The sequence below is a fragment of the Streptococcus rifensis genome, assembly GCF_053203525.1.
On sequence record NZ_JBRUCW010000011.1, the window covers coordinates 50,046 to 70,938 of the forward strand.

Genomic DNA, 20,893 nt, shown 5'->3' on the forward strand with positions numbered 1-20,893 from the left:
AAAAGGAAAAAAAATGAAACAACTCTCATCAGCCCAAGTCCGCCAAATGTGGCTCGACTTTTTTGCTTCTAAAGGTCATGCGATCGAACCTTCTGCCAACTTGGTTCCAGTTAATGATCCGACTCTTTTATGGATTAACTCAGGTGTTGCAACTCTCAAAAAATATTTTGATGGATCTGTGATTCCAGAAAACCCACGGATTACCAATGCTCAAAAGTCTATCCGTACCAACGACATTGAAAACGTCGGTAAGACAGCTCGTCACCATACCATGTTTGAAATGCTCGGCAACTTCTCAATCGGGGATTATTTCCGTGACGAAGCGATTGGTTTTGCTTTTGAGCTCTTAACCAGTCCGGAATGGTTTGGCTTTGACTTAGACAAGCTTTACATGACTTATTACCCAGAGGACAAGGATTCTTATAACCGTTGGATCGAACTTGGGGTTGATCCGAGCCATTTGATTCCGATTGAGGATAACTTCTGGGAAATCGGTGCAGGTCCTTCAGGCCCTGATACGGAAATTTTCTATGACCGTGGGGAATCCTTTGACCCTGAAAACATTGGGGTGCGTTTGATTGCTGAAGACATCGAAAACGACCGCTACATCGAGATTTGGAATATTGTTTTATCTCAATTCAACGCAGACCCAGAAGTGCCACGTTCTGAGTACAAAGAGTTGCCAACTAAGAACATCGATACGGGGGCGGGTCTTGAGCGTATTGTGTCAATCTTCCAAGGGGCTAAAACTAACTTTGAGACAGACCTCTTCCTGCCAATCATCCGTGAAGTAGAAAAACTTTCTGGGAAAACCTATGACCCAGATGGGGACAATATGAGCTTTAAGGTCATTGCGGACCACATTCGTTCGCTAGCTTTTGCAATTGGTGATGGTGCCCTTCCAGGTAACGAAGGTCGTGGTTATGTGCTTCGTCGCTTACTACGTCGTGCCGTTATGCATGGCCGTCGTCTGGGCATCAACGAGCCGTTCCTCTACAAGTTAGTAGTAACTGTCGGCCAAATCATGGAAAGCTACTACCCAGAAGTGCTTGAAAAACGTGACTTTATCGAGAAGATTGTCAAGCGGGAGGAAGAAACATTTGCCCGTACGATCGAAGCGGGGAGCAGTCATTTGGACAGCCTCTTGTCAGACCTCAAAGCAGCAGGCAAAGATACGCTTGACGGCCAAGCTATCTTCAAGCTCTACGATACTTATGGCTTCCCTGTGGAATTGACAGAAGAATTGGCTGAAGACAATGGTTTTAAGATTGATCATGAGGGCTTTAAAGCAGCCATGAAAGAGCAGCAAGACCGTGCGCGTGCAGCTGTGGTTAAAGGTGGCTCTATGGGCATGCAAAATGAAACCCTGCAAAACATCACAGTAGCCTCAAGCTTTAGCTATGAAACCTTAGAATTGGACTCAGACTTAGTGGCCTTAGTTGTCGACAACGAAACCGTTGAAACGGCTGAAGCTGGACAAGAAGCCTTGGCTGTCTTTAGCCAAACCCCATTCTATGCGGAAATGGGTGGTCAGGTGGCTGACCACGGTGTGATCACAGATGCTTCTGGCAATGTCGTTGCCAAGGTTGTTGATGTCCAAAAAGCGCCAAATGGCCAACCGCTTCATGCTCTGGAACTGCTTGCAGATGTAGCTGTCGGTGAGGCCTATCACCTCGTGGTTGACGCTAAGCGTCGTTATGCGGTTGAGAAAAACCACACAGCGACTCACCTGCTTCACGCCGCCCTTCATCAGGTCCTTGGCAACCATGCTACTCAGGCAGGTTCCTTGAATGATGTGGATGTGCTTCGTTTTGACTTTACGCACTTCCAAGCCTTGACAGCTGAAGAATTGCGTGCCATCGAAACCCAGGTCAACGAAAAAATCTGGGAAGCGATCGCAGTTGAAACTATCGAAACAGATATTGATACAGCAAAATCGCTCGGTGCCATGGCCCTCTTTGGTGAAAAATACGGTCAAAGCGTGCGTGTCGTGAAAATCGGCGATTACTCCATCGAGCTTTGTGGTGGTACCCACCTTGCTAACACGTCTGAAATCGGGCTCTTCAAGATTTTGAAAGAAGAAGGGATTGGTTCAGGTACCCGTCGTATCGTCGCTGTCACTAGCTCTGATGCCTTTGCAGCCTTGCGCGAGCAAGAGGATGCGCTTAAAGAGATTGCCACAACGCTTAAAGCGCCACAAATCAAGGAAGTTCCAGCTAAGGTAGCTAGCTTACAAGACCAACTGCGTGAGCTTCAAAAAGAAAACGCAGCCCTTAAAGAAAAAGCTGCAGCAGCTGCTGCTGGCGATGTCTTTAAAGTTGTCCAAGAAGCAAATGGCGTTCGCTACATTGCTAGCCAAGTTCAGGTATCCGATGCAGGGGCTCTACGTACCTTTGCCGATAACTGGAAACAAAAAGATTATTCTGATGTCCTAGTTCTTGTCGCAGCCATCGGTGAGAAAGTAAACCTCTTGGTAGCCAGCAAGTCAGCAGACGTTCACGCTGGAAACTTGGTCAAATCTCTGGCACCGATTGTGTCAGGTCGTGGTGGTGGTAAACCAGACATGGCCATGGCCGGAGGAAGCGATGCTTCAAGTATTGACAAACTCTTGGCAGCTGTTGCAGACAATCTATAGACCCTAAATCCTCTGAAATGGTTCAGAGGATTTTTTAAACTATTTTTATAACTTGACCAGCTTTGTGAAAAAAGTTATGCTAGGATAAACTCTATTATCCAAAATAAAGTCAGAGCCTTGAAACTTGTAGGCGATGTCTCTAGGCCCTGTCACTTGGTTTTAAACAAAGAAAAAGGAGAAAACAATGCTTACGATTGCTTTTATTGGAAATGGTAAATCGACCTATCGCTACCACATGCCCTTTATTCAAAAACAGGGTCAATTTAAGGTGAAGACTATCCATTCCCGAACAGCGGGAACATGGCCTAAGATAGATGGGATTGCATACACTCATGATATCCAAGATGTGTTGACGGATCCTGAATTGGATCTGGTTGTCATCACAACCCCTCATACCGTTCACTATGAGTTAGCCAAAGCCTGTTTGGAGGCTGGGAAAAATGTTCTCCTCGAAAAGCCTTTTACTGAGACAGCTGCAGAAGCACGAGAGCTTTTTGCTCTCGCCAAGGAAAAAGGCCTGTTCTTACAAGCCTACCAGAATCGTCGGTTTGACTCGGACTTTTTAACAGTCAAAAAAGTAATCGAATCTGGGAAGTTAGGGGAATTGCTGGAGCTGGAGATGCATTTTGACTATTTTCGTCCAGAAATTCCTGAGTCAATTGATTTTTTTGATAATGCGACTAGCTACCTCTATGGCCATGCCTGTCATACTCTAGACCAAGTCATTTCTTATTTTGGTTTCCCAAAAAAGGTCCATTATGATGTTCGCCAGCTTCTTGGAGACGGTCGGATGAATGATTATTTTGACCTCGATTTGTACTATGAGGGCCCACTTAAAATATCAGTGAAGTCTTCCTATTTCCGCTTGAAAGAACGACCAAGTTTCATCGTTTACGGCAAAAAAGGGGTCTTTGTCAAGGAAAGCAAGGACCGTCAAGAAGCAGACCTCAAACGCTTCTACATGCCTACCAACCCAGATTTCGGCCTCGATTTTCCAGAACACTACGGCACCTTAACCTACATTGATGACAGAGGGCAGTACCGTGAAGAAAAAGTCATCAGTGAAGTTGGCGATTACACCACCTATTACCAACATGTTTATGAAACTCTAGCTAATGAAGCTCCAAAATTAATCAAGGATGAAGAAACGATTGCCCTTATGGAAATGCTTGAAGAAGGGTTAAAGATACTTAAATAAGGAGAATACATGTTTCAAGATGCAGTAGCAATGGCTAATGCTGTTCGCGAGAAAGAAGTCTCAGCGCTTGAGCTCGTAAACGACAGCATTGCCAAAATTGAAAAGATGAATCCTGAGCTCAATGCCGTTGTCAGTAAACAGTATGAGGAAGCCAGAGAGAAGGCTGAATCTTTAACAGATAATGGTCAGCCCTTCTTAGGGGTTCCCTTTCTGCTCAAGGACTTAGGCCAGAATCAAGCTGGACAGCTATCTACTTCAGGTTCCAAACTCTTCGCCAACTACAGAGCGCAAAGAAGCGATTACCTGGTAGAGGTTTTTGAAAGCCTTGGCTTTATCGTCCTTGGACGAACCAATACCCCTGAATTTGGCTTTAAAAATATCAGTGATTCGCGCCTGCATGGTGCCGTCAATCTACCGCAAGATGTCACTCGCAATGCGGGTGGGTCAAGTGGAGGTGCGGCAACAGCAGTGGCCTCAGGGATGGTACCTTTAGCAGGAGCTAGTGATGGGGGAGGCTCTATCCGCATTCCAGCTTCCTTTAACGGCCTCATCGGCCTCAAACCCAGCCGAGGACGTATTCCAGTAGGACCAGCTTCCTATCGAGGCTGGCAAGGCGCCTCGGTTAACTTTGCCTTGACCAAATCTGTGAGAGACACTCAGCACCTGCTCTATCACACCCAACGCTATCAGACGGAGAGCCCTTTTCCTTTAGCGACACTAACTCGATCTGAGATTTTTAAGGAAAAATGGGAAAAGCCCTTAAAAATCGCTCTGCTAACGGCGTCGCCGATTGGGGGCCGTGTGTCAGACCAAGCCATTGCTGCCGCGACAGAGGCAACCAAGTTCTTGTCTGACCAAGGGCATGAGCTCACCCCACTCCAGGCCCAGCCTGTCGATGGGGTCACAGCCATGAAAGCCTACTATATCATGAATAGTGTCGAAACGGCCACCATGTTTGACGGGATAGAAGCCAGCTTAGGACGGCTTATGACACCAGACGATATGGAACTGATGACTTGGGCAATTTACCAATCAGGCCAGACCATTCCTGCCAAAACCTACAGTCATACCCTCAATATCTGGGATCAGTTCTCAGCTCAGATGGCTCATTTTCATGAAAAGTATGATATTTTGCTGACGCCGACGGTTGCTGATGTGGCCCCTAAGCATGGACAATTTGATTTATCAGAAAAGCTAAAAGACAAATTGCTCCATATTAGAGAGGTTCTATGCAGGAGCAGCATGACCTCATTTGGCAAATGTTTGCAGATAGCCTAGACTGGACCCCCTTTACCCAGCAGGCCAATCTGACCGGTCAGCCAGCCATTAGCTTACCGACTTATCGCAGGCCCGATGACCTGCCAATAGGGGTTCAGCTGACAGCAGCAAAAGGGAGGGAAGATCTATTGCTCCATTTAGCCAAGGATTTTGAAGATGCAGGCCTATTGAAATAAAATAGAAGATTGTGAAATGTAAAACGTTATTGTAAAAAATAAGTTAGAAAAACCTTGTTTTTAAAAGAGGAAAAGTCTGAAAATGAGTTTAAATTAGTTTGTGAAATTTTCAAGCAAATGAATTGAGAATAGGCTTTCATTATGATATAGTGAAACCGTTGGAATCTGCTCTAAAAAGGGGAGCGAGTCCAATCATAAAAATATTTTAGGGGATTCTTTGTCATGAAAAAGAAATTATTAGCATCACTAGTTGCTCTAGGGGCTACAGTTTTAGTCGGTTGCAGTACTAACAACGCAACGGAATCTACAACGTCATCTACTGAGGCAACAGTATGGGACAAAGTGCAAGAAGTGGGTGTTCTTAAGGTAGCGACACCAGCAACCCTTTACCCAACAAGCTACTATAATGACGATAACCAATTGGTCGGTTACGAAATTGATATGATGACCGAAATTGCAAAACGTCTTGATATTGATGTTGAATTCGTTGAAATCGGAGTAGCAGAGGCTTTTACTTCAGTTGATAGTGGTAAGGTAGATGTTGCCGTCAACAACTTTGACTCAACACCAGAACGTCTCGAGAAATACAATTTCTCAACACCTTACAAATACTCAGTTGGGGGGATGATTGTACGCGAAGACGACAGTTCAGGTATTGAAGCGGCAGACCTTAGCGACTGGACTGGCAAAAAAGCTGGTGGTGGTGCTGGTACCCAGTACATGAAAATTGCTGAAAAACAAGGTGCCGAACCGGTAATCTATGACAATGTGACTAACGATGTCTACTTACGAGATGTTTCGACAGGTCGGACAGATTTTGTACCGAATGATTACTTCACACAAGTGATTGCTGTTCAAATGATTACAGAAAAATTTCCTGACATCAAAGTCAAAATGGGAACTGTAAAATACAACCCAACTGAGCAAGGGATTGTCATGAGCAAAACCGATGAGACCTTGAAAGCAAAATTGGATGAAACTATCAAAGCGATGCAAGAAGATGGCACGATGAAGGCTATCTCAGAAAAATATTATGCTGGTCAGGATTTGACACAACCTCTTGAGGATGTCGATAATATTCCAGTCATCGATGTTTCTGACATCAAATAAAAGCACTCTTACTGAGTGGAGGAGAGTGGGACAGAAGTCATAATTTCAAAGAAATTGACTTCCCTTCACTTTTGCAGTTTTTAGGTTCAGGCTGAGAAGGTCTATCCCCAGACCTTCTCACTCCCATCTCCGCACAGTTGATTAGGAAGTCCTCTAACGGTTACGTGGCAAGCGTTAGAGGGCTTCCAATCAGCAGTGGCTCATTGGTGCTAAAGCACTAATGACCTGTACAGGGATAACACTAAAACTGGCAAAGCCAGTGAGTGTTACTCCCAACCACTGCGTCTGGTTTAACTGACGATAAATTAAGTTAGAAGGCTAGGACTTTTTCCAAGCCTCTTTTCTTGAATAATTTTGAAGGAGAAAGCAATGATTAAATGGGATGCCATATTTAGCCTTCCTTTAGCGTTTGAAGCCCTACCAAGTATTTTGGAAGGACTTCCTTACACGCTGTCTCTATCTTTGATAGGCTTTTTACTAGGTACCGTGTTAGGGTTCTTTGTGGCTTTGATGAAAATGTCGTCACTGCGTCCACTGAGGTGGTTGATGAACGTACACATTTCCTTGATGCGAGGGACTCCGCTGATGGTTCTCTTGTTTCTGATCTACTTTGGCTTACCTTTTGTCGGGGTTCAACTAGATGCTATTACGGCATCAATCATGGGCTTTACCATGATGTCGAGCGCCTATATTGCTGAGATTATTCGCTCCTCCCTTTCAGCAGTCGACAAAGGACAATGGGAAGCGGCAAGAGCCCTCGGGATTAAAACGACGACCATCTACCGGAAGGTTATTATTCCTCAGGCGATACGGATTGCCATACCTCCACTAAGCAATGTTCTCTTAGATATGGTTAAAAGCACGTCTCTAACAGCCATGATTACAGTTCCTGAAATTTTCAACAAGGCTAAAATCATTGGTGGCGCCAAATCTGATTACATGACGGTTTATATTTTGGTCGCCTTAGTTTACTGGGTGATTTGTACCCTCTATGCTTTTGGACAAGCAAGGCTTGAAACCAGGTTAGCAACCTATCAGTGAATCTGTATACGGTTTCAAAAGCACACTGAAAAAACACCAAAATCTCTTGTCAATTACCCTAAAATTGGGTAAGGTAGAAGATAAGATAGTGAAAAAAAGACACGTATGTGAAAGTGGTTTGATGTTGTCGACGATTCGTTAAATAAAACGGTACTGCTAAAAATACTAGAGAAGGAGCACTATGGTAGAAAAAGCTAGAAAGCTAAAAGCGCAGATACATATGCACTGGGAAAAAGACTATTTGCTACTACTGGCGATAGTGACTTTTGTCTATGCCATGTTAATGCCTGATAGTACAGGCCTCATTTCTAATTATCAAAAATTGCTTTTTCACCAAACCTACCTGATTCATGATTTTTTTGAAGTAGCTGGCATATCCGCTACCTTCTTCAATGTTTCTCTTCATTTTTTAGTCGCCTATTACCTTAATGTCCGTAATAATTTAACCCATTTAACTGGATTTCAATTGGCGGCAGCCGGTATTTTTATTGGACATTCTTTTTTTGGAACTCATGTGTTAAATATTCTTCCTATTATTTTAGGGGTTGTTTTCTATTCATGGTGGTCTGGCCAATCTTTTAAACTCCATACGTCTCAAAGTTTGTTTGCTACGTCGACAGCACCGCTGGTATCTTTTATCCTTCTCAACCAAGGCATCAGTATAACCTCGATTCTTCTAGCGACAGGTCTCGGGCTTTTCCTTGGTTTTGTAACACCTCCTCTGGCTGAAGCATTTCTAAAATTTCACCAGGGGTACACCCTTTATAATACGGGCTTTACGACTGGTATCATTGCTATGCTGGTTTATGCTTGTCTTCGCTATTTTGGGTTCGAAGTTGACGGTGTTTCCATGATCAGTACCCATGCACATCGCTATATTTTGATTTATATCGCCTTAATTTGTATAAGTTTTATGGTTGTTCCCTTAATTGGAGCTGACTTTGGTGAGCTAAAGGTGAAATTAAACAAATTGACCCACCGTTTCGGTCGGTTGCCGGATGATTTTGTGATGAAATATGGGCGTCGGACGACTTTTCTGAATATGGGATTGACTGGGATGGCCTTCTTAATCATCGTCGTCTTGACAGGGATACCACTAAATGGACCGATTGCTGGAGGCTTGATGTCGATTATCGGCTTTTCGGCATTCGGAAAGCATCCTCGTAATACCTTACCCATTGCTTTAGGTGTTCTTTTAGCTGGTTATTTTTCCTTAGGTCATCTGAATGATTTGAGTGTTATTTTACCCCTATTATTTGGAACAGCTTTAGCCCCCATTGCCGGATATTATGGTATAATAGTTGGGGTAATAGCTGGCTTTCTCCAATTCAACGTTGCACAAAGCGTTATTGGCCTGCATTTAGGGCTCAGCTTATACAATAATGGGTTCTCGACAGGTTTCGTGGCAGCCTTTATGGTTCCTGTCCTGGACAGTATTAAAGATCGAATTCCATTAAAGAAAGATAAAAAGTGAGATTTTAAAAAATGATTACTGAAAAAAGCAAAGCTACGCGCATCATGAAAGAACTTATTGGCTATTTTTTGGAGCATTGTTATTTTCAATTTGATGTTAAGTTTAACTTAGACGATGAAAAGTTTGACTTAACAATTTCAACGGCATCTAAGGATATTCCAGAACATTTCGACCATTTGATGGCTGATCTGAGCTTGGAGCGGGAAGTTGAAATCGATGAATATTATAATGCTTTACTTGGTGGTCACGACACCTATCATGATTATACCTTGCTTGGAAAAGCAGTGGACGAGTCATCAATCGAATTAGAGGATGGTGTCCTAACCTTAAAAGTGAGACGCTACAAACGTTAGTGACAGGGAATTAGTAGATATCTAAGCAGTGATCATAGATGTGTTCAGACCAAAACAATGTCGAGGCACATCTTTTTTAGTAACAAATCGTTTTTTGAGTTCATATAAACCTTCGCCATCTCTTAATTGTTTAAGAATTCTTCAATAATGTTAAGAAAAGAAACACAACCTGAGCATATAACTTGACAAGGTTGTGTTTTTTTGGTGTTTTATCTGTTTTTTTATTGTATTTTTGAGAAAAAAAGCACAAAACAATGGTATACTAGAGGTATGAATGGCTTGAAAGCGCCTTCTATATCATATCATAATAGAAAAGGTGGTCTTAATGAAGCAAATACGGTTTACAGAGACGGTTTTGCGGGATGCTCATCAGAGTTTGATGGCAACGCGATTGAGGACAGATGAGATGTTGCCAATCATGGCAGACATAGACAGAGCTGGCTATAATGCCCTTGAGTGTTGGGGAGGAGCGACTTTTGATGCTTCTGTCCGCTACTTGAACGAGGATCCCTGGGAACGTTTAAGACAATTCAAAAAGAACGCTCCTAATACGCCCCTACAGATGTTATTGCGTGGGCAAAACTTGCTGGGTTATCGCCATTATGCGGATGACATTGTTGAAAAATTTATTGAATCAGCTGCTAAAAACGGTATGGATATCTTTCGGATTTTTGATGCCCTAAATGATGTTCGAAATATTCAAGCCAGTGTTCAAGCGGTCAAGAAATTTGGCAAACATGCACAGGTAACGATTTGCTATACGACGAGTCCAGTTCATACGATTTCATACTACCAAAACCTGACCAAGGATATGGTGGCATTAGGGGCGGATTCGCTTTGTATTAAAGATATGGCTGGGATTTTAACGCCTGCATCAGTTAAAGAATTAATTCCTGCCCTCAAAGAGGTCACAGATTTACCGATCGAAGTTCACACGCATGCGACGAGTGGAACGTCAGAAATGACCTACTTGGCAGCAGTAGAAGCAGGGGCAGATATCATTGACACGGCTATTTCGCCTTTAGCTGGAGGAACGAGTCAACCAGCTACAGAAAGCTTAGCTGTGGTTCTCAATGAATTGGGTTATGAAACAGGTCTTGATGACCAAGCGCTCATTACAATCAGCGAGTATTTCAAACCGATAAAAGCAAAATATATCGAAGAAGGCATTTTAGCACCAAAAATCATGGGGATAGAGCCTCAGACTTTGCTCTATCAAGTGCCGGGTGGCATGCTCTCTAACTTATATGCCCAACTGAAACAAGCTAATGCCGAAAACCTTTACGATGAAGTGCTAAAAGAAGTGCCTAAGGTACGTGAAGACCTTGGCTACCCACCACTAGTAACGCCGATGAGTCAAATGGTCGGCACACAGGCAGTCTTTAACGTGTTGACCAAAGAACGGTATAAAATGATTCCAAATGAAATCAAAGACTATGTTCGTGGAAAGTACGGGCAATCACCTGCACCGATTAGTGATGCAATTAAGCAAAAAATTATCGGTGACGAAGAGGTTATTACGACTCGTCCTGCCGACTTACTTGAGCCAGAGTTTGAGCATCTCAAAGCTGACCTTTCCGGATTAGCCAAAACTGATGAAGATGTCTTAATCTGTGCCATGTTCCCTCAACTGGGTAAAGAATTTTTAGAGAAAAAATACAATCCAAAAGCCCAAGAAGTTGATGATGCGTCTGAAACCATTCGCATCGAAGCTATCATGTAAGGAGGAACCAAGTGGAAAATATTACGATTATGGAAGCCTTAGGGCTTTCTGCAGTAGCTATTATCGTTGTTATGATAGTGCTGGTCGGATTGATGGTTATCGTTAATGGGTTCAAATACATTAGCGGTTCAGAACAAGTAACTGTTGCCTCAATCCCGCAGCCAGCAACAAGTCCTGCACCAGCTGTGCTTGAAGAAGACGACGAAACCAAAACGGTTGCTGCTCTGACAGCCCTTATCATGGCAAATGATAACCAACAGGATAAAAAATACCGCATCACCTCTATTAAACGTATCAAGTAAGGAGTAGTTTAACACATGAAAAATTATCATATCACCGTCAATGGTAAAACCTACGATGTCTCAGTAGAAGAAGTCTCAGCGCAAGAATTTCAAGCTCAAGCTGCGCCAGCCCCTGCGCCAGCAACTTCTGTGGCTCCGGCAGCATCAGTTGCTAGTTCTGGAACACCAGTTAATGCGCCAATGCCAGGAACTATTGTGGCTGTTAATGTGGCAGCAGGCGATGCTGTAAAAGCAGGTCAAGTTCTCTGCATCTTGGAAGCTATGAAAATGGAAAACGAAATTGTAGCACCTGAAGATGGTACGGTAAGTAATGTCTTAGTTGCTAAAGGAGCACAAGTTGAAGCAGGTGCTACACTCGTCACATTATAAGAGTTGGGAGGTTCACCGTTATGTTTGATGCCTTAATCGAGATGGTCACATCTTCAGGCCTCTTTGCTTTAGATTTTAAAACCTTGATTGCCATAGGGATTGCCTGCATCTTTCTCTACTTGGCCATTGCTAAAGGCTATGAGCCTTATCTTCTCATTCCCATTGCCTTTGGAATGTTACTCGTAAACTTACCACTTGGTGGTCTGATGGATGCACCTGTTGATGGATCTGGAGGTGGTTTGATTTACTATCTCTACCAAGGGGTCGATAAAGGGATTTATCCGCCGCTTATCTTCCTTTGTTTGGGAGCTACTACCGACTTTGGTCCTTTGATTTCCAACCCTAAAACCCTCCTTCTTGGAGGAGCGGCTCAGGTTGGAATCTTCGTTGCCTTGTTAGGTTCCATCATGTTAGGTATGACGGGTCCAGAGGCAGCCTCTATTGGGATTATCGGTGGTGCTGATGGACCGACAGCTATTTACTTGTCGAGCCAGTTAGCCCCGCATCTCTTATCAACGATTGCCTTGGCCGCTTATTCTTATATGGCCTTAGTACCAATCATTCAACCGCCGATTATTCGTGCTTTGACGACCAAGGAACAACGTAAGGTTAAGATGGAACAGCTACGACCTGTTTCTAAAAAAGAAAAGATTCTCTTCCCAATTGTGGTTACGATTTTTACAGTCTTGCTCTTGCCATCGTCAGCTCCACTTATCGGGATGTTGATGCTTGGTAACTTAATTAAAGAATCTGGTCAAGTGCCAAAAATTACTGAGACACTCTCCAATTCCATGATGTATATTGTAACCATTTTGTTGGGCGTTAGTGTAGGTGCAAAAGCCAAGGCAGATGTTCTCCTATCGCCAGATACGCTTAAAATTATCCTTCTTGGATTGATTGCCTTTGCAGCTGGTACAGCAGCTGGCGTTCTCATGGGACGTCTGATGTACCGCTTGACCAAAGGGAAAATTAATCCAATGATTGGTGCAGCGGGGGTATCGGCTGTTCCTATGGCTGCTCGTGTTGTTCAAGGTGTCGGTGTCGAAGAAGACCCATCAAACTTCTTATTGATGCATGCCATGGGGCCAAACGTTGCTGGTGTAATCGGCTCTGCAGTTGCAGCAGGTGTACTTTTACAATATTTTGGATAATCTATTCGTCACAGCATTCAGAAAGGATATTTTCAAATGAGTTTTGATATTAAACAAGCAGGTTTAGCAGGGACCTTAGAGTCTTCTGATATTCAAGTGGTTATTGAACCAGCTTCTGAACAAACCATTGATCTGACGTTACAAAGTTCTGTTGAAAAACAATTTGGACGCCAAATCCGCAAAGTGATTTTAGAAACGCTTGACAGTCTAGGAATCACAGCAGCTAAAGTAGAAGCTGTTGATAAAGGTGCTTTGGATTGTACGATTAAGGCGCGTGTCATCGCTGCTGCACATCGTGCCAATGGTACTGTAGATGCGATTAACTGGGAGGAGATTGAAACATGGAACGTTTAAGAAGAACTATGATGTTTGTCCCAGCAAGCAATGCAGCTATGCTAAGAGATGCTAATCTTTACGGAGCTGATTCTATCATGTTTGACTTGGAAGATTCTGTTTCCTTGAAAGAAAAAGACTCTGCGCGTTTCCTTTTGTACCAAGCAGTTAAAACCTTTGATTTTGGAGATACTGAAACCATCGTTCGGATCAATGACCTTGCGGCAGGTGGTCGTGATGATGTTGAAGCCATGGTCCGTGCAGGTATTGACTGTATTCGTCTTCCTAAGACAGAAACAGCTCAAGACGTTATCGATGTGGCAGAGGTGATTACAGAAGTCGAAGAGAAAATTGGCCGTGAAATTGGCTCAACTAAGATGTTTTGTGCCATCGAAGGTCCAACTGGTGTCTTTAATGCCTTAGCAATTGCGACAGCTAGTGAGCGTGTTGTAGGGATTGCGCTTGGAGCTGAGGACTATGTAACGTCAATGAAGACTAAGCGTTATCCTGAGCGTAATGGGGAAGAACTCTTCTTTGCTCGTTCTATGATCGTTCATGCAGCACGTGCTGCAGGTATCGCAGCTGTCGATACAGTTTTCTCTGATGTAAACGATATGGAAAACTTCCGTCGTGAAGTCGAACGGATCAAACAGCTTGGCTTTGATGGCAAATCCGTCATCAACCCACGTCAAATTCCTGTGGTCAACGAAGTCTTTGCCCCAACAGAAAAAGAAATTGACAACGCACGCCAAGTTATGTTTGCCATTGCAGATGCTGAAGCTAAAGGGTCTGGTGTCGTTTCCCTAAATGGTAAGATGGTCGATAAACCGATTGTGGAACGTGCCCAGCGTGTGCTTGCCTTAGCCACAGCAGCAGGATTGATAGAAGAAGAGGAGGCTTAAGATGGTTGTAAACAAATTAGGACGAGACATTCCTCAAGAGTATGCGGATCAATTTGGTGTCTTTGTAGGTGAACTAGAAAACATCAAAGACTATCAGGAGTCAACGCGTAACATCAAGCCAGCTAAACCTCGTGATGAAAAGTTAGTGGGATCGATCCGTGAAGCGATTGAAAAAACGGGTCTTAAAGATGGCATGACCATTTCCTTCCACCACCATTTCCGTGAAGGGGACTATGTCATGAACATGGTCATGGATGAAATTGCCAAGATGGGCTTTAAGAATTTATCAATTGCCCCAAGTTCAATTGCCAATGTCCATGAGCCTTTAATCGATCACATCAAAAACGGTGTCGTGACCAATATTACCTCATCTGGACTTCGAGACAAATTAGGAGCTGCCATTTCTGAGGGGATTATGGAAAATCCTGTCGTGATTCGTTCGCATGGTGGCCGTGCCCGTGCGATTGCGCGTGGAGATGTGCATATTGACGTCGCCTTCCTCGGGGCTCCAAGTTCTGATGAATACGGTAACGCTAACGGTACTAAAGGCAAGGCCGTTTGTGGATCCCTTGGTTACGCCATGGTTGATGCTAAGTACGCTGATCAGGTCGTTATCATTACCGATACCCTTGTCCCATACCCTAACACACCAATCAGTATTCCTCAGACTGACGTTGACTATGTGGTTGTTGTTGACGAAATTGGAGATCCTAAGGGGATTGCCAAAGGGGCTACCCGTTTCACTAAGAATCCAAAAGAGCTTTTGATTGCAGAATACGCTGCAAAAGTGATTACAAATTCGCCATACTACAAAGAAGGTTTCTCTTTCCAAACAGGAACTGGCGGCGCTTCCTTGGCGGTTACACGCTTTATCCGTGAAGCCATGAAAAAAGATGGCATCACTGCTAGCTTTGCCCTTGGTGGGATTACCAATGCCATGGTTGAACTCCTTGAAGAAGGTCTGGTTGAAAAAATCATCGACGTTCAAGACTTTGACCATCCATCAGCACTCTCTATCGATCGCAATGCTGGTAAACACTACGAGATTGATGCCAACATGTATGCTTCACCGCTTAGCAAGGGGTCAATGGTCAATCGTTTGGACACTTGTATTCTTTCTGCCCTTGAGGTTGATACAGACTTTAATGTTAATGTCATGACAGGGTCTGATGGGGTCATCCGCGGGGCATCAGGTGGACACTGTGACACAGCCTTTGCTTCTAAAATGAGTTTGGTTATCTCACCGTTGGTACGCGGACGCATTCCGACCTTTGTGGAGAAAGTCAATACCGTTATCACACCGGGGACTAGTGTAGATGTCGTCGTTACAGAAATTGGTATTGCAGTTAACCCGAACCGCTCTGACCTAGTTGAACACTTTAAAGACTTGAAAGTTCCTCAATTCACTATTAAGGAATTACAGGAAAAAGCTTATGAAATTGTTGGCAATCCTGATCCGATCGAATATGGTGACAAAGTTGTTGCCTTAATTGAGTACCGTGATGGAACGCTCATCGACACTGTTAAAAACATAAAAAATTAAAAAATTTTTGGGGGGAGGAAAATTTCATGAAAAAAATGAAATTTCTAGGTTTACCACCTGTACTAGCTGCAGGTCTTATCGTTATCTGTTTGATAACAATGTACACAGGGGCTTTGTCAAAAGACTTGGCAGGTGCCTTTGCTATCATGCTGTCAATCGGTGTGGTCTTTAATGAGATTGGCAAGCGTATCCCAATCTGGAACACCTACATCGGTGGTGGTTTGGTGTTGGCTTTCTTAGGAAGCTCTGCCTTGGTATATTTCAATGCTATTCCTGAGGAATATGTAGAGTTGATGAATTTTGCAACAGAAGATGCTAACTTCTTGACACTCTTCATCGTTATGTTAATCACAGGATCCATCTTAGGACTTGAGCGCAAACTCTTGCTTCGCTCAATGGCTGGGTACATTCCTGCTATCCTTGGTGGTGTGGCTGGAGCTGGCTTACTCGGAATCCTCTTTGGTTTGATGTTTGGTATCAGCCCAGCAGATGTTATGATTAAATACGTATTGCCTGTTATGGGTGGTGGTAATGGTGCGGGCGCTGTTCCACTCAGTCAAATTTATGAAAAAACGACTGGACAACCCGCAGCAACTTACTATAGTTTTGCCATTACAATCCTGACTATTGCAAACATCTTTGCCATCATTACAGCAGGGATCTTAAATGGTATCGGTAAAAAACAAACCAAATTGACGGGTGATGGCAAAACCTTGATGCGTAAGAGCAGTGAAATTGAAGTTGAAGAAGAAACTGTCAAGCTTTCTATGATCGACTATGGTGGTGCTTTCCTTCTTGCCTTGTCTTTCTATGCACTAGGCCGTCTCTTTAGTGAGGTCTTATTACCAACTGTCTTTGGTGTAGCTATCCATACCTTTGCTTACATGATTATCTTTGTGGTTATCGCTAACGCAACAGGTATCATTCCTACTTATGTCCGCAAGGCGGCAACAGTGCTTCAAAGCTTCTTCACGAAAAACATGATTCTCATCATCATGGTAGGTGTCGGTATCGATACAGACCTTGGAGAATTACTAGCAGCTCTTACCTTCTCAAACGTTGTCATGGCCTTGGTGATCGTTATTGGTGCTATCCTTGGATCCGCTATTGTCGGCTACCTTGTTGGTTTTTACCCTATCGATTCAGCTGTTACAGCTGGTCTTTGTATGGCTAACCGTGGTGGTTCTGGAGACTTGGCTGTTCTTGGTGCGGCAGAACGTATGGACTTGATCTCATACGCCCAGCTTTCTTCTCGTCTCGGTGGTGGCCTTGTCCTTGTCATTGCAAGTATTATCTTCGGAATGTTCTTGTAACCATAAAAATAGTATGAACTCAAAGAAGGCTGGACAGTTGCTCAGCCTTCTTTGAATGGTCATGGCAAAACGCCAGCCACTCAAAAAATAGGGGAAGAACCAGGTTGATTAGCTATTAGGCCTTCATAAGCTAGCAAAGAGATTCGAAAAGGGGATAAAATATGTTTGAAACAGGACAAGCCGTCACACTTCAGGATGTCTTACATGCGCGGGAATCAAGAGTTCAACTGCAAAATAAGCTTTTAGACCAATTTGAAGGGAATACCCTTATTAACTACAAATGCAATATTCCTGGACCCATTAAGAATAATTCATCCATCAGAACTCTTTTTCAAGAAGGACTAGATGAAATCGCTCAGACAATCATTGCCGAAAATATTCAGGTGATTGAGCAAAAAGTGATTAATTGGAAAACGGGTCTTGAAAGCTTTATCGTTGTGCCCCTTTCTCCTAAAGAGGTTAAAAAATTGATGGTTGCAATCGAGCTAGAGTCTCCATTAGGGCGCTTATATGATATAGATGTCATCTATCGTGAACAGGATTCTAAGCTAGGGCAACTTCAAAGTGTTTCGCGTACAGAACTTGGATTTCCAGAACGCTCTTGTTTAATCTGTGAGCAACCTGCTAAAGCCTGTGGGCGCAATCGAACCCATTCTGTTGAAGAGATGCAGGCTTTTATCAGCCGACTTGCAAAGGACAATCATTTGATTTAAGCCTTACAATACTAAAAGCCCAGCAGATAGGGGTAAGACGTCCCTTCCTGCTAGGCTTTTTAATTCAGTTAATAGTGTATGACATTGTCCTGCGCTCTAATGTTTTCAATAACAGGAGCTGCTTCTGGACTTTTGAAATAAGCCAATGTTGATTCTGGAACAAGGTCTTTGAGACTTTCAAAATCACCTTGTTGGATCAGTTGGCGAACGGTTGAAGCGCTAATTGGATTACTGGAGATAGCTTTGCGAGGGACTAGGACAAATGAGATGCCTACCTGTGGGAGTATATCAGCCATGACTTGGTTGTAAAGATTGGTTACAAAACTATGCGGTTCCTCACCAACATAGCGTTTTTGAATTCCAAGTTTTTTAGCAATTTGACCAAAAATATGTAAATCAACAGAAGCTTGACTGCGAATGACCGCTTCACTGTCTTTTTGAAAATAACTTGGAAAAGTGGACTGGCTAATCATATAAGAATCCGTGTCATGATAGATTAGGTTGTCCAGATGAGCTGTCCCAGATTTGACCAGTTCCTTTCGAACAGAAAAAGGTACCAGACTGCTGTCTTCGCTAACAATAAAGAGGTGGACAAGGTCATTTTCCTGCGCAGCTTTTTCAACTAAATAGAGGTGGCCAAGCGTGAAAGGATTAGCATTCATGACCACGGCGGCTACTGATGAAGCACTGTGTTTAGAATTCTCAAGCTTGCTTAAATAATCTTGGAAGCCATTTTTTTTATTTTCCAAAAAGACTATGTCTTGACTTCTAACGATTTCGTAAAAACCTAAGTCACTAAAAAACTGGGCCGTTTCTGGTTTGGTATACAAAAAGAGGTGTCTATTGCCTCTTTCAAACTGATAGGTTGATAGATGGCTGAGGATGAGGTTCATCAAGCCTTCACCTTGATAGGTATGATCAACTGCTAGGCATCTCAGCGTGTTACCATAACAAGATCCAGTAGCAACCAATTGATTATCGTCATAAATGCCGCAACTGTAATCAAGATTAGCGTCTTTTTGAATCCCTTCTTTTGTTAATAATTCTGTAATATGCTGTTGGCCTTTTTTGTCAAAAGGGTAAATGGTAGAAACCGTCCAAGACATAGAAACTCCTCTCTTGTGATGCGACATCCTTTGCTAAATTAATCCTTCTAATTGCATAAAGAAGTAGCCAAGTGCGAGAAGATCAGCACTGCCCCCAGGGCTAAGATGGCGCTGTATTAACGTTTGGTCATAATCTGTCAGCCACTGGTAGAACTCCTCGGTGGCCAAGTTTTGAGCAGTGACGGTATGGCATTCTTCTTTGATGGTTTCCCAGGCTTTAATGCCTCCACGATGGATGATATTGCCGTCCTCGACCTCGCTCATCAGGAGGACTAAAGTCCTCAAAAAAGCTTCTTCTTTACTATACTGGGTTAAATAATTTCTAAGCGCTGGTAACAAAAGATCCTGCAAGGTCTGATAGCCTGATGCTGCTTCGCCCCTGATACCTGTTAGTCCATGTTCAAGGAAGAGCTTCTCTCCATAGGAGAGCTTTTTGGTCTGATCGATAGATGCAAAATCAGCCATGACACAATCATGGCACATTTCTTTAATGAGGCTTAAGACACTTTGGCTATCTGCAGCTGTTAAAAGCCCACGTTTATCTGTTTGACGACGGTAGTAGCCCAGTGCAACGAGAATCAGGGCAAAGGAAAAATTGGCCCCCTTATGCGTATTAGTGCCATTTGTGGCTTCAAACATCCCTTTTTCAGCTTCAATGCCAATTACTCTAGCGCGGCTAAAAAGTTGTGGCAAGGGGCCATGGTGGTGATTTCCGGCCTCTAGGTAGGCCTCAAAATAAGGAATGAGACTCAGGCTACTGTCGATAAACAATGTAAAATCCATATCCTGATGAGCACCCGTATTAAAGCGATCCACCAGACCAGGCTTTGGGCTCAAGCTAACCTCGTATAAAAGACTTTTACCAGCCATGGTAACGATGTGGGCATTTGAAAAACTATCCAATGTGACGACGCTCCATTTCATCTAAGATAAAACGAAGGGAGAAATCAAGGTGTTCATTGGTAATTCTACGAATGGTTTCCTCGTCTTTTTCTTTCATGGCTTCATAGAGTCCCCAATGCTCTTCTAGGGCAATGTGGCGGCGTTTCGAAGACCGAATGGACACATCTCTGAAATAAATCAGGTATTCTCTTAAGGTCTGAACGATGTTTTGCATTCGAGGCATTTGGCTTTTCTCATAAATAAAATGGTTAAAATCCGTAAAGTTTTGAAGTAAAGCGTCAACCTCATCAGCAGCATCTAACCGGTTCCCTTCTTCCAGGAGGAGACGAAGTTCTTCAAAGTCTTCTGGCGTCATGAGTTGGGCAGCCTTGATGGTAGCTAAGGAATCGAGGGCTTTTCGAATATCGAAAATCTCGTAAGCGTCTGCTAAGCTGACTCCACGGACCACGACACCGACCTTAGGAGTGTGTTCCACGAGACCTTCCTTAGCAAGCTCTTGCAGGGCATATCGGATAGGTGTTCGACTGATGTTTAACAGCTCTGCATATTCTTTTTCATTAATGCGCTCCCCAGTTGGTATTTCACGGAGAATGATTGTCTTTCGAAAAGCTTCATAAATGCTTTCCTTTAAGGTTTTTTGAGAACTCTGTTGAAAGTTTTTCTTCACACTGTCGATATAAGGATTCATAAACGTTCCTTTCTCATCATAAATCGTCGACTATCTATTAGATTACTACCATTATACACTAAACCTTCCTAAAAATGTAGCCTAGATTTTTTAAAGAATATCCTTAAAAGGGATTATTTATTATACTGCCCAACAGGAAAATAGGGGAATCGGTAACCGCCAGTATCATTCCTCCTTCAAGCCAAACGATAAACGATAATTTTCTGAAAAGACCCAGTTAAATGATTGAAAAATCATTGAAGAAGTGGTATAATCTAGAATTGTAAGGGTTATCAGAAGGATAATTCATAAAATTGTAAAACAAAAGGAGAAACCATATGGCTTCAAAAGACTTCCACGTAGTGGCAGAAACAGGTATTCACGCTCGTCCAGCAACTTTGTTGGTTCAAACAGCAAGCAAATTCTCATCAGATATTACTCTTGAGTACAAAGGTAAATCTGTAAACTTGAAATCAATCATGGGTGTTATGAGTCTTGGTGTTGGCCAAGGTGCTGACGTGACTATCTCTGCTGAAGGTGCAGATGCTGATGAAGCACTTGCTGCCATCACAGAAACAATGGAAAAAGAAGGATTGGCATAAG

The 20,893-nt window shown here is 43.2% G+C and carries 19 protein-coding genes and 1 pseudogene; 17 read left to right on the forward strand and 3 right to left on the reverse strand.

Annotated elements, in window-relative coordinates; genetic code table 11:
* Positions 1–13 precede the first annotated feature (13 nt).
* The 16 genes and pseudogenes from alaS (at position 14) to citX (ending at position 17,614) form a co-directional block, all read left to right on the forward strand.
* On the forward strand, positions 14–2,635 hold the full coding sequence (alaS, locus tag ACVRYP_RS07680; RefSeq protein WP_447468146.1) for an alanine--tRNA ligase: 2,622 nt from the start codon (positions 14–16) through the stop codon (positions 2,633–2,635).
* A gap of 184 nt (positions 2,636–2,819) precedes the next feature.
* Entirely contained in the window at positions 2,820–3,833 is a 1,014-nt protein-coding gene (locus ACVRYP_RS07685) for a Gfo/Idh/MocA family oxidoreductase (RefSeq protein ID WP_447468147.1), read from the forward strand.
* A 9-nt stretch (positions 3,834–3,842) separates the two neighbouring features.
* Positions 3,843–5,287: pseudogene (locus ACVRYP_RS07690) on the forward strand (amidase).
* Between the two features lie 222 nt (positions 5,288–5,509).
* A complete protein-coding gene (locus ACVRYP_RS07695; protein ID WP_447468148.1) occupies positions 5,510–6,397 on the forward strand; it encodes a transporter substrate-binding domain-containing protein in 888 nt (295 codons plus the stop codon).
* Positions 6,398–6,766: 369 nt separating this feature from the next.
* Positions 6,767–7,438 carry an amino acid ABC transporter permease gene (locus ACVRYP_RS07700; protein ID WP_447468149.1) on the forward strand — a complete coding sequence of 224 codons (672 nt, stop codon included), beginning with the start codon at positions 6,767–6,769 and terminating at the stop codon, positions 7,436–7,438.
* Positions 7,439–7,619: 181 nt separating this feature from the next.
* Positions 7,620–8,912 (forward strand): DUF1576 domain-containing protein, encoded by a 1,293-nt coding sequence (locus ACVRYP_RS07705; protein WP_447468150.1) that lies wholly within the window; start codon positions 7,620–7,622, stop codon positions 8,910–8,912.
* Positions 8,913–8,923: 11 nt separating this feature from the next.
* Entirely contained in the window at positions 8,924–9,265 is a 342-nt protein-coding gene (locus ACVRYP_RS07710; RefSeq protein ID WP_447468151.1) for a hypothetical protein, read from the forward strand.
* 325 nt (positions 9,266–9,590) lie between these two features.
* A complete protein-coding gene (locus tag ACVRYP_RS07715; RefSeq protein ID WP_447468152.1) occupies positions 9,591–10,988 on the forward strand; it encodes an oxaloacetate decarboxylase subunit alpha in 1,398 nt (465 codons plus the stop codon).
* 11 nt (positions 10,989–10,999) lie between these two features.
* Entirely contained in the window at positions 11,000–11,290 is a 291-nt protein-coding gene (locus ACVRYP_RS07720) for an OadG family protein (protein WP_447468153.1), read from the forward strand.
* Between the two features lie 15 nt (positions 11,291–11,305).
* Positions 11,306–11,659 (forward strand): biotin/lipoyl-containing protein, encoded by a 354-nt coding sequence (locus ACVRYP_RS07725; protein ID WP_447468154.1) that lies wholly within the window; start codon positions 11,306–11,308, stop codon positions 11,657–11,659.
* Positions 11,660–11,679: 20 nt separating this feature from the next.
* Positions 11,680–12,810, forward strand: coding sequence for a sodium ion-translocating decarboxylase subunit beta (locus ACVRYP_RS07730; protein ID WP_447468155.1), 1,131 nt, complete (start codon positions 11,680–11,682; stop codon positions 12,808–12,810).
* Positions 12,811–12,846: 36 nt separating this feature from the next.
* Positions 12,847–13,164, forward strand: coding sequence for a citrate lyase acyl carrier protein (citD, locus tag ACVRYP_RS07735; protein WP_447468156.1), 318 nt, complete (start codon positions 12,847–12,849; stop codon positions 13,162–13,164).
* Entirely contained in the window at positions 13,152–14,045 is an 894-nt protein-coding gene (locus ACVRYP_RS07740) for an aldolase/citrate lyase family protein (protein ID WP_447468157.1), read from the forward strand. Before citD ends, ACVRYP_RS07740 begins: the two co-directional genes overlap by 13 nt.
* Before the next feature lies 1 nt (position 14,046).
* Positions 14,047–15,588: a citrate lyase subunit alpha gene (citF, locus tag ACVRYP_RS07745; RefSeq protein ID WP_447468158.1), complete on the forward strand. Its 1,542-nt coding sequence runs from the start codon at positions 14,047–14,049 to the stop codon at positions 15,586–15,588.
* 26 nt (positions 15,589–15,614) lie between these two features.
* Positions 15,615–16,901 carry a 2-hydroxycarboxylate transporter family protein gene (locus tag ACVRYP_RS07750; protein ID WP_447468159.1) on the forward strand — a complete coding sequence of 429 codons (1,287 nt, stop codon included), beginning with the start codon at positions 15,615–15,617 and terminating at the stop codon, positions 16,899–16,901.
* Between the two features lie 161 nt (positions 16,902–17,062).
* Positions 17,063–17,614 (forward strand): citrate lyase holo-[acyl-carrier protein] synthase, encoded by a 552-nt coding sequence (gene citX / locus ACVRYP_RS07755; protein WP_447468160.1) that lies wholly within the window; start codon positions 17,063–17,065, stop codon positions 17,612–17,614.
* A 68-nt stretch (positions 17,615–17,682) separates the two neighbouring features.
* Here citX and citC read toward each other — a convergent pair whose 3' ends face one another.
* From citC to ACVRYP_RS07770, 3 genes are read right to left on the reverse strand one after another with little or no spacing between them, the layout of a single operon-like run.
* A complete protein-coding gene (gene citC, locus ACVRYP_RS07760; protein WP_447468161.1) occupies positions 17,683–18,720 on the reverse strand; it encodes a [citrate (pro-3S)-lyase] ligase in 1,038 nt (345 codons plus the stop codon).
* A gap of 33 nt (positions 18,721–18,753) precedes the next feature.
* The gene (citG, locus tag ACVRYP_RS07765; RefSeq protein WP_447468162.1) at positions 18,754–19,623 is read right to left on the reverse strand and encodes a triphosphoribosyl-dephospho-CoA synthase CitG; all 870 of its coding nucleotides are present in this window, start codon (positions 19,621–19,623) and stop codon (positions 18,754–18,756) included.
* Positions 19,616–20,311, reverse strand: coding sequence for a GntR family transcriptional regulator (locus ACVRYP_RS07770; RefSeq protein ID WP_307121390.1), 696 nt, complete (start codon positions 20,309–20,311; stop codon positions 19,616–19,618). The genes citG and ACVRYP_RS07770 overlap by 8 nt, the downstream gene beginning before the upstream one ends.
* Positions 20,312–20,628: 317 nt before the next feature.
* Between ACVRYP_RS07770 and ACVRYP_RS07775 the strand changes: the two genes are divergently transcribed.
* Positions 20,629–20,892, forward strand: coding sequence for a phosphocarrier protein HPr (locus ACVRYP_RS07775; RefSeq protein WP_168549411.1), 264 nt, complete (start codon positions 20,629–20,631; stop codon positions 20,890–20,892).
* Position 20,893: the final 1 nt, after the last annotated feature.

Bases quoted from the DNA above. Each gene is read 5' to 3' on its own strand.
- alaS (WP_447468146.1), top strand. From the start codon at position 14: ATGAAACAACTCTCATCAGCCCAAGTCCGCCAAATGTGGCTCGACTTT.
- ACVRYP_RS07685 (WP_447468147.1), top strand. From the start codon at position 2,820: ATGCTTACGATTGCTTTTATTGGAAATGGTAAATCGACCTATCGCTAC.
- ACVRYP_RS07695 (WP_447468148.1), top strand. From the start codon at position 5,510: ATGAAAAAGAAATTATTAGCATCACTAGTTGCTCTAGGGGCTACAGTT.
- ACVRYP_RS07700 (WP_447468149.1), top strand. From the start codon at position 6,767: ATGATTAAATGGGATGCCATATTTAGCCTTCCTTTAGCGTTTGAAGCC.
- ACVRYP_RS07705 (WP_447468150.1), top strand. From the start codon at position 7,620: ATGGTAGAAAAAGCTAGAAAGCTAAAAGCGCAGATACATATGCACTGG.
- ACVRYP_RS07710 (WP_447468151.1), top strand. From the start codon at position 8,924: ATGATTACTGAAAAAAGCAAAGCTACGCGCATCATGAAAGAACTTATT.
- ACVRYP_RS07715 (WP_447468152.1), top strand. From the start codon at position 9,591: ATGAAGCAAATACGGTTTACAGAGACGGTTTTGCGGGATGCTCATCAG.
- ACVRYP_RS07725 (WP_447468154.1), top strand. From the start codon at position 11,306: ATGAAAAATTATCATATCACCGTCAATGGTAAAACCTACGATGTCTCA.
- ACVRYP_RS07730 (WP_447468155.1), top strand. From the start codon at position 11,680: ATGTTTGATGCCTTAATCGAGATGGTCACATCTTCAGGCCTCTTTGCT.
- citD (WP_447468156.1), top strand. From the start codon at position 12,847: ATGAGTTTTGATATTAAACAAGCAGGTTTAGCAGGGACCTTAGAGTCT.
- ACVRYP_RS07740 (WP_447468157.1), top strand. From the start codon at position 13,152: ATGGAACGTTTAAGAAGAACTATGATGTTTGTCCCAGCAAGCAATGCA.
- citF (WP_447468158.1), top strand. From the start codon at position 14,047: ATGGTTGTAAACAAATTAGGACGAGACATTCCTCAAGAGTATGCGGAT.
- ACVRYP_RS07750 (WP_447468159.1), top strand. From the start codon at position 15,615: ATGAAAAAAATGAAATTTCTAGGTTTACCACCTGTACTAGCTGCAGGT.
- citX (WP_447468160.1), top strand. From the start codon at position 17,063: ATGTTTGAAACAGGACAAGCCGTCACACTTCAGGATGTCTTACATGCG.
- citC (WP_447468161.1), bottom strand. From the start codon at position 18,720: ATGTCTTGGACGGTTTCTACCATTTACCCTTTTGACAAAAAAGGCCAA.
- ACVRYP_RS07770 (WP_307121390.1), bottom strand. From the start codon at position 20,311: ATGAATCCTTATATCGACAGTGTGAAGAAAAACTTTCAACAGAGTTCT.
- ACVRYP_RS07775 (WP_168549411.1), top strand. From the start codon at position 20,629: ATGGCTTCAAAAGACTTCCACGTAGTGGCAGAAACAGGTATTCACGCT.